5 protein-coding genes are annotated in these 7,873 nt (G+C 71.7%); 4 read left to right on the forward strand and 1 reads right to left on the reverse strand.

What is annotated here, in order from left to right:
* A partial coding sequence (locus VGX25_RS00360; protein ID WP_326915453.1) for an acetate--CoA ligase family protein occupies positions 1–1,799 on the forward strand: 1,799 nt, incomplete at its 5' end.
* Between the two features lie 90 nt (positions 1,800–1,889).
* On the opposite strand, the gene VGX25_RS00365 is transcribed toward VGX25_RS00360, so the two are convergent.
* A complete protein-coding gene (locus tag VGX25_RS00365) occupies positions 1,890–3,962 on the reverse strand; it encodes an alpha-galactosidase (RefSeq protein WP_326915454.1) in 2,073 nt (690 codons plus the stop codon).
* Between the two features lie 49 nt (positions 3,963–4,011).
* Between VGX25_RS00365 and VGX25_RS00370 the strand changes: the two genes are divergently transcribed.
* The 3 genes from VGX25_RS00370 to VGX25_RS00380 all read left to right on the forward strand — a co-directional run bounded on the left by VGX25_RS00370 (position 4,012) and on the right by VGX25_RS00380 (position 7,267).
* Positions 4,012–4,785 (forward strand): SGNH/GDSL hydrolase family protein, encoded by a 774-nt coding sequence (locus VGX25_RS00370; protein WP_326915455.1) that lies wholly within the window; start codon positions 4,012–4,014, stop codon positions 4,783–4,785.
* A gap of 299 nt (positions 4,786–5,084) precedes the next feature.
* Positions 5,085–5,792, forward strand: a complete 708-nt coding sequence (locus VGX25_RS00375) for a response regulator transcription factor (RefSeq protein WP_414635695.1) — start codon at positions 5,085–5,087, stop codon at positions 5,790–5,792.
* Positions 5,789–7,267 (forward strand): HAMP domain-containing sensor histidine kinase, encoded by a 1,479-nt coding sequence (locus VGX25_RS00380; RefSeq protein WP_326915457.1) that lies wholly within the window; start codon positions 5,789–5,791, stop codon positions 7,265–7,267. The genes VGX25_RS00375 and VGX25_RS00380 overlap by 4 nt, the downstream gene beginning before the upstream one ends.
* Positions 7,268–7,873 lie beyond the last annotated feature (606 nt).

The raw sequence follows: 7,873 nt of genomic DNA on the forward strand, positions 1-7,873 counted from the left end.
AGGTGGATGTCGCCGTGGTCGCGGTGCCCGCGGAGTCGGTGCAGGACGTGGTGCTGGACTGCGCCGCCAAGGGCGTGCACGGGCTGGTCGTGATCTCCTCGGGCTTCGCCGAGATCGGCGAGGAGGGCCGGGTCCGGCAGCGCAAGCTGGTCGGGCTGTCCCGCTCCTACGGGCTGCGCCTGATCGGGCCGAACGCGCTGGGCATCATCAACACCGACTCGGCGGTCTCGCTCAACGCCTCGCTGTCCTCGCTGATGCCGCCGCGCGGCCGGGCCGGCTTCTTCTGCCAGTCCGGCGCCCTCGGCACGGCGATCCTGGCCGACGCCGAGGCCCGCGGGCTCGGACTGTCCACTTTCGTCTCGGCGGGCAACCGGGCGGACGTGTCCGGCAACGATCTGCTGCAGTACTGGGAAACCGACCCGGCAACCGACCTCGTGCTGCTGTACCTGGAGACCTTCGGCAACCCGCGCAAGTTCGCCCGGCTGGCCCGCCGGCTCGGCCGCACCAAGCCCATCGTCGCCGTCAAGTCCGGCCGCGACTCCGTGGTCCCGGCCCTGTTCGAGCAGAACGGCCTGATCCGCGTGGAAACCCTGGCCCAGCTGTTCGACACCGCCGTGCTGCTCGCCCACCAGCCGCTGCCCCGCGGACCGCGGGTGGCCGTGGTCGGCAACTCGTCGGCGATCGGCCTGCTGGCCGCCGACGCCGCGGTCGGCTACGGCCTCGAGCTGGCCGGCGACCCGCTCGACGTCGGCGTCGACGCCGGCCCGGACGCGTTCGCCGGCGCCGTCGCGGAGTCGTTGCGGCGCCCCGAGGTCGACGCCCTGATCGTGGTGTTCGTGCCGCCGCTGGCCGTGCCCGGCACCGCCTACGCCCGCGCCGTGCGGTCCGCAATTGCCGAGCTCGACGAGTCCCGCCACAAGCCCCTCGTGTCCACATTCCTTGCCGTGGAAGGCATTCCCGAGGACCTCGGCATTCCCTCCTACCCCAGCCCGGAACGCGCGGCGCTCGCCCTGGCCCGGGTCTCCCGCTACGCCCGCTGGCGCGCCGCGCCGCCCGGCCGTCCGGTCCGTCCCGCCGGCGTCGACCCGGACGCCGCCCGCGCCATCGCCACGACGTCCGGCGACGGCCCCGTCGAGCTCGACGACCGCGCGGTCGAGCGCCTGCTGGCCTGCTACGGCATCCGGATCGTCCCCTACGCCCGAGTGTCCACTGTTGACGAGGCAATCAAAGCCGGCCTGCACCTGGGGTTCCCGGTCGCCATGAAGGCAACCGGCGAGCAGTTCTGGCGCCGCACGGACCTGATCGGCGTGCGCCTCGACCTGACCACGGAGGAGGCGGTCCGTGACGCCTACGCCGACCTCCGCGAAGTGTCCGGTGTGGACGACGTCTACGTCCAGCGAATGGCCCCCAAGGGCACGGCCTGCGCCATCGGCGTCCAGGACGACCCCTCGTTCGGCACCCTGGTGTCGTTCGGCTTGTCCGGCGTGATCAGCGACCTCCTCGAGGACCGCGCCTACCGCGCCGTCCCCCTCACCGACACCGACGTCGCCGCCCTCATCCGCGCTCCCAAAGCCGCCCCGCTGCTCACCGGCTACGCCGGCACCCCGTCCGCCGACCTCCCCGCCCTGGAAGACCTCGTGCTCCGCGTCGCCGCCCTCGCCGAGGACGTCCCCGAGGTCCGCTGGCTGTCCCTCGAACCCATCCTCGCCTCCCCCCAGGGCGCGTTCGTGACCGGCGGCCGCATCACGGTCGGCCCACCCCCCACCCGCCAGGACACCGGCCCCCGCCGCCTCCGCTAACTGCCTCCAATGTCGCCGTGTTTGCGCGTGGCGTCGCCATGTTGGCCGCGCGCGATGCCAACACGGCGACGTGAGGCGCCAACACGCCGGTTACCCACGGGTTAGACGCACGCAGGTGGAGGCGTGGTCGCCGGGTGGGAGGTTGAGGGGGAGGCCGCGGGTGAGCAGCGTGGTGCCGGTGTAGGAGTCGCCGGTGCCAGGGTCGTGGTAGGTAGCCGTCGGGTCGAGGGCTTTGAGGGGGAGGGTGGTCGGGCCGGCGCCCCAGCGGGTGGTGGGGCGGTAGGCGATGATGACGACCTCGGTGTCGCGCAGGTATTGCACGGCGTCGGTGCCGAGGCGGTACTGGTATCCCAATTGGACTGTAGGGCGGATTTCCTTGTATTCGGCGATGAGGGCGGTGGCTTCGGCCGTGTCGGAGTCGGTCCACTCGAGGAGGTTGGCGCCGATGCCGAGGGTGCCGGCCATGGCGACGTGGAAGCGGAAGCGGAGGGGGGTGCTGCGGGCGGTGAAGATGTTGGGGCTGTCGGTGACCCAGGCGGCCATGGTGCGGGCGGGGTAGAGGTGGGTGTAGCCGTGCTGGATGGCGATGCGGTCGACGGCGTCGGTGTTGTCTGAGGTCCAGACCTCGTCGGTGCGGCACAGGATGCCGAGGTCGGCGCGGCCGCCGCCGCCGGAGCAGGACTGGATGCGCAGGTGGGGGTGGTCGGCGCGGAGTTGATCGATGATCGAGTACACCGCGCGGACGTGGTCGATCCAGAGGCGGTCGGGGTCGTCGTGGGTGGGCCAGCCGGGCTGGGTGAACGCGCGGTTCATGTCCCACTTGAGGTAGTCGATGCGGTGGTCGGACACGAGGGCGTCGAGCCATTTGTGAGCCCAGGCGGCGACATCGGGGCGGGCGAAGTTGAGCACGAGCTGGTTGCGCAGCTCGGTGCGGCGGCGGTTCGGTTGGTGCAGCACCCAGTCGGGGTGGGCGCGGTAGAGGTCGCTGTCGGGGTTGACCATCTCGGGCTCGACCCACAGGCCGAACTTCATGCCAAGGCCGTGGACGTGGTCGATCAGCGGGGTGAGGCCGTCGGGGAACGGGACCGGGCTGGGGTACCAGTCACCGAGGCCGGCGTTGTCGGCGCGGCGGCCGCCGAACCAGCCGTCGTCGACCACGAACACCTCGACGCCCAGCTCGGCGGCCAGCGTGGCCAGGTGCTTCTGGTTGGCCTCGGTGATGGCGAAACCCGTTGCCTCCCAGGAGTTGTAGACGATCGGGCGCAGCTCATCGGGGTGCGGCAGGACGTGCGCGCGGGTGTAGGCGTGCCAGGCTCGGCTGGCGCCGCCGAATCCGTCCGATGTGTACAGTCCGGCGAGCACGGGCGTGGTCCATTCCTCGCCGGGGCGCAGGTGCCAGGCCAGGCCGTCGTGGCCGAACCCGGCCGACCAGCCGACCCGCCCGGACGTCGTGTGCGCCACGGTGATCCGCCAGGAGCCGCTCCAGGCCAGGGCGGAGCTCCACACCTCGCCGCGGTCCTCGTCGGCGTCCCCGGCGTCGATCATGATCCAGGGATTGGCCTGGTGGCTGGTGATGCCGCGGCGGCTGGTGAGCACGGTCTCGCCCACCGGCAGCTCGGACCGGCGAAGCTGGAACTCGCCGCTCCACGAGCCCACCACATGGGTGACTCGATAGCCGTCCCGTCGGGGGACGACGAACTGGGCGGAGTCGCACCGCAGCACGGTGACCGGTGCGTCCGACCGCAGGGTGAGCCAGCGCTGGAGGACGTCGCTGTCGTCGAACACCCGGTAGTGCAGCGTGATCGACAGAGGATAGATCCGATCTCTGAACGAGATCTGAAGGTGGCCTTCATCCACGCTGTGATCGAGGTAGCGCCATTCCACCCCGGTGGCGCCGTCGGGGTGGCGCACCTGTAGGGCGGCCGGGCCGAACATGGCGCCACCCTCGGCGGGCAGCTCGGCGTCGACGTCGAAGGCGCCGTCGAAGCTGGCCACCCAGGGCGGCGCGGGGATCGGAAGCTCGGCCGCGGACTCCGGGGTCAGCGGGCGGCCCCAGTGCACGTGCCGGGGCACGTCCTCGTCGTCAAGGCGCAAGACGTAGGAGGTGCCGGGGGTGTGCAGCAGCCAGGTGCGGGTGGCGTCGTCGTAGATCACAGGGGCCATACATCGGACGTTAGCGGTTGGCGGCGATCGGTCAAGTACCTTGACTCGGGTGAACGGAAGGTGGACGCAGTTCGTCGCGATGGGGGACAGCCTCACCGAGGGCATCGGTGACTTCGATGCGCAGGGCCGTCCCCGGGGCTGGGCCGACCGGTTCGCCGAGGAGATCGCCCGGCGTCAAGGCGGCCTTCACTACGCCAACCTGGCCGTCCGCGGCCGGCTGACCGCCGACGTGGTCGACGCCCAGCTCGCCCCGGCCATCGCGCTGAGGCCGGACCTGGCCAGCGTGGTCGTCGGCATGAACGACCTGATCCGGCCCGCGGTCAACCTGGCCCGGGTGTGCGAGCTGTTCGATCACCTGGTGGCGTGCATGGCGGCCACCGGCGCGGTGGTGCTCACCGCGACCCTGCCCAACCCCGGCTCGGTGGTGCCGCTGCCCGGCCTGGTGCGCCGCCGGTTCACGGCCCGGCTGAGCCAGTTCAACGACCACGTCCGCCACACCGCGCTGAAATATGGCGCCGTCTGCGCCGACCTCGCCGACCGGGCCGTGAAGGACATCGCCGGCTGGAGCGAGGATCGCCTCCACCCCGGCCCCTACGGCCACCAACTCGTCGCCGACGAGTTCCTGGAGCTGCTCACCGGCACCCGCTCCGGGGTGGTCGAGGAGCGCCCGGTATGGAACGAGCTGACCGACGGCATCCGCGAGCAGGTCCGCTGGTTCGTTGAGTCCGCCGGCCCCTGGCTCTGGCGCCGGATCCGCGGAAAGCCCGAAGGCCAGACGGTGACCGCGAAGTTCCCCGCCTACCAGCTCCTAGGCGTCAGCTGACCGAATCAGCCGCCGCCACGCGGCACAAAGGCGCAGCACACCCCCCGAGTTCTCGAGTCCCGCCCGGCGACACGGGCGCTGTTGAGCGCCACCCCGACACACGAACCGCCGCTTGCTCGCCAAAGTTGCTTCCTCCACCATCCCGAGTTCATCCTGGAGACACGTCCTATACGGCTACGCTGGGTGCCGGCGGAACAATGTCCAACCGGGACGCGTGGAAGCCCACTCCAACGGATCAGTGGGCCGCCGCGTGGCCCCGTGTGCAAGAGTTCCCAGGTTTCTCCCAGGGAACTCTCAGAATGGGCCGGCATCCTCGGGCGGTGGACACCGTCCTGGTCGTCGACGACGAGCCGAACATCCTCGAGCTGCTGTCCGCGGCGCTGCGGCTGAGCGGGTTCTGCGTCATCTCCGCGGACACCGGCGCGGCGGCGGTGGCGGCCGCGCGCGAGCACCGGCCGGACATCGTGGTGCTCGACGTCATGCTGCCCGACGTCGACGGGTTCGAGGTGGCCAGGATGCTGCGGTCGGTGCACGAGCGGCTCCCCGTGCTCTTCCTCACCGCCCGGGACGCGGTGGCCGACCGGATTGCCGGGCTTACCGCCGGCGGCGACGACTATGTCACCAAACCGTTCAGCCTGGAGGAGGTCGTGCTCCGGTTGCGGGCGATCCTGCGCCGCACCCGCAACGGGAAGCGGGACGAGACTCCGGGAATGCTGCGCTACGCCGACCTCACCCTCGACGAGGACGCCCACCAGGTGGCCAGGGCCGGGCGGCCCATCCAACTGTCGCCGACGGAGTTCAAACTGCTGCGCTACCTGATGGTCAACGCCGACAAGGTGGTCAGCAAGGCGCAGATCCTGGATCGGGTGTGGCACTACGACTTCGGCGGTGACGGCCGGATCGTCGAGTCGTACATCAGCTACCTGCGCCGCAAGATCGACGGCACCGACCCGCCGCTGATCCACACCGTGCGCGGGGTCGGCTACTCGCTGCGGCTGCCCCGATGACGCGCAAGTGGACACTCCGGGCCCGCATCGTGGCCGCGCTCCTCGTGCTGGCCACGGTGGCACTGCTGGTGTTCGGGGTGGCCAGCGTCCTGCTCATCCGCAAGTCCCAACTGGACCGCGTGGACAGGCAACTGTCCGATCTGACCCGCGCGTTCGCCGACCGCCCGGGGCTGGGTCGCCGCCTGGTGACGCCGGGGACGCCGGCCAACGGTTCGGACAACCTGCCCACCGACTACCGGGTGCTGGTGTTCACGCCCGGCGGGACCCCGACCCGCGCGTTCGGGCAGCGGGAGGGCGAGACCGGCGGCCCGCAGCTGCCCGCGATCAACGAGGCGACCGCGGCCACGCAGATCCAGGCGCCGTTCACGGTGCCGGACACGGCGGGCGGCGCGTCGTGGCGGGTCCGCGTCATGCGGATCCCGGACGGCTTCGCGGCCGTGGCGCAGTCCCTGGACACCGTGGAGGCGACCACCCGGCAACTCGTCGTGATCGAATCCGTCGTCGGTGCGCTGCTGCTGGTCGTGCTCGGGTCGGTCGGATTCTCCGTGGTGCGCCTGGGATTGCGGCCGCTGACCCGGATGGAGCAGACGGCGGCGGCGATCGCGGACGGGGACCTGGACCGCCGGGTGCCGGACACCGACTCGCGCACCGAGACCGGCCGGCTCGGCCGCGCGCTCAACACGATGCTCGGCCGGCTCGCGTCGGCGATGCGGCAGCGGGAGCGATCCGAGGCGCGACTGCGCCGGTTCGTCGCGGACGCCTCCCATGAGCTGCGCACCCCGCTGACCTCGATCCGCGGCTTCGCCGAGCTGTACCGGCGCGGCGACCGGTCCGATGTGGACAGACTGATGGGCCGGATCGAGGAGGAGGCGGTCCGGATGGGCACGCTCGTCGACGACCTGCTCCTGCTGGCCAAGCTCGACGAGCAGCGCTCCCTCGAGCTCGGCGAGGTGGACCTGGTGGTGCTCGCCGCCGACGCCGTGCACGACGTCAGCGTGCGCGACCCGGACCGGCGGGTGCGGCTGGAGACCCCGGACGGCCCGGTGCGGGTGACCGGCGACGAGCACCGCCTGCGCCAGGTCACGATGAACCTGGTGACCAACGCCGTCACCCACACCCCGCCCGGCACCCCGATCACCGTGACCGTCGCCGTCCAGTCGCTCAACGGAAAGCGTCCCGCCGCCAGCGCCGGCGACCCGCTCGACGACCTCGACGAGGCCGCCGTGCTCGAGGTCCGCGACACCGGCGACGGCATCCCGCTCGACGAGGCCCCGCTAGTCTTCGACCGGTTCTACCGCGTCGACGCCGGCCGCTCCCGGCGCAGCGGCGGCACCGGCCTCGGCCTGGCCATCACCGCGGCCATCCTGTCCGCCCACCACGGCCGAATCGACCTGCACACCAGGCCCGGCGCCGGTGCCACCTTTCGCGTCCTGCTCCCACTCGCAGAGTTCGATGAGGACCGGCGTACCCGGTAGCGCAGGTGCGTCACCCCCGCGTTCCGGCAACTCGCCTAGGTCGCCGTGCGAGGAATGACACCCGCGCCGCGCGCTGCGCGCGCGGCGCGCGGCGCCGTGTCGTCGCCGGCAGGCGACCACGACGTGCTTCGGCGTGCGATCGCCGCGGCGATTGTGTCGGCCCACCATGGCCGGATCGACTTGCACACCAAGCCCGATGCTGGCGCCACCTTTCGCGTCCTGCTCCCACTCGCAGAGTCCGATGAGGACCGGCGTACCCGGTAGCGCAGGTGCGTCACTCCCGCGCTCCGGCACTCGCTAGGTCGCCGTGCGAGGAACGACACCCGCGCCGCGCGCAGCGCGCGCAGCGCGGGCGCCGTGTTGTCTTCCGTTACGCGATCCGCGACGTGCTTCGGCCTGCGATCGCCGCGGCGATTGTGTCGGCCCACCACGGCCGGATCGATCTGCGCACCGGGCCGGGCGCTGGCGCCACCTTCCTTGTCCTACTCCCGATCGCGGGGTCCGATTAGGACTTGCGTACCCGGTAGCGCAGGTGCGTCACCACCGCGTTCCGGCAACTCGCCTAGGTTGCCGTGCGAGGAACGACACCCGCGCCGCGCGCAGCGC

The organism is Actinophytocola sp. (genome assembly GCF_035942955.1).
In the GTDB taxonomy this organism is placed as follows: domain Bacteria; phylum Actinomycetota; class Actinomycetes; order Mycobacteriales; family Pseudonocardiaceae; genus DASYTH01.

Excerpts from the sequence above, each read along its gene's own strand:
- VGX25_RS00365 (WP_326915454.1), bottom strand. The coding sequence starts at position 3,962 with ATGGCCCCTGTGATCTACGACGACGCCACCCGCACCTGGCTGCTGCAC.
- VGX25_RS00375 (WP_414635695.1), top strand. The coding sequence starts at position 5,085 with ATGGGCCGGCATCCTCGGGCGGTGGACACCGTCCTGGTCGTCGACGAC.
- VGX25_RS00380 (WP_326915457.1), top strand. The coding sequence starts at position 5,789 with ATGACGCGCAAGTGGACACTCCGGGCCCGCATCGTGGCCGCGCTCCTC.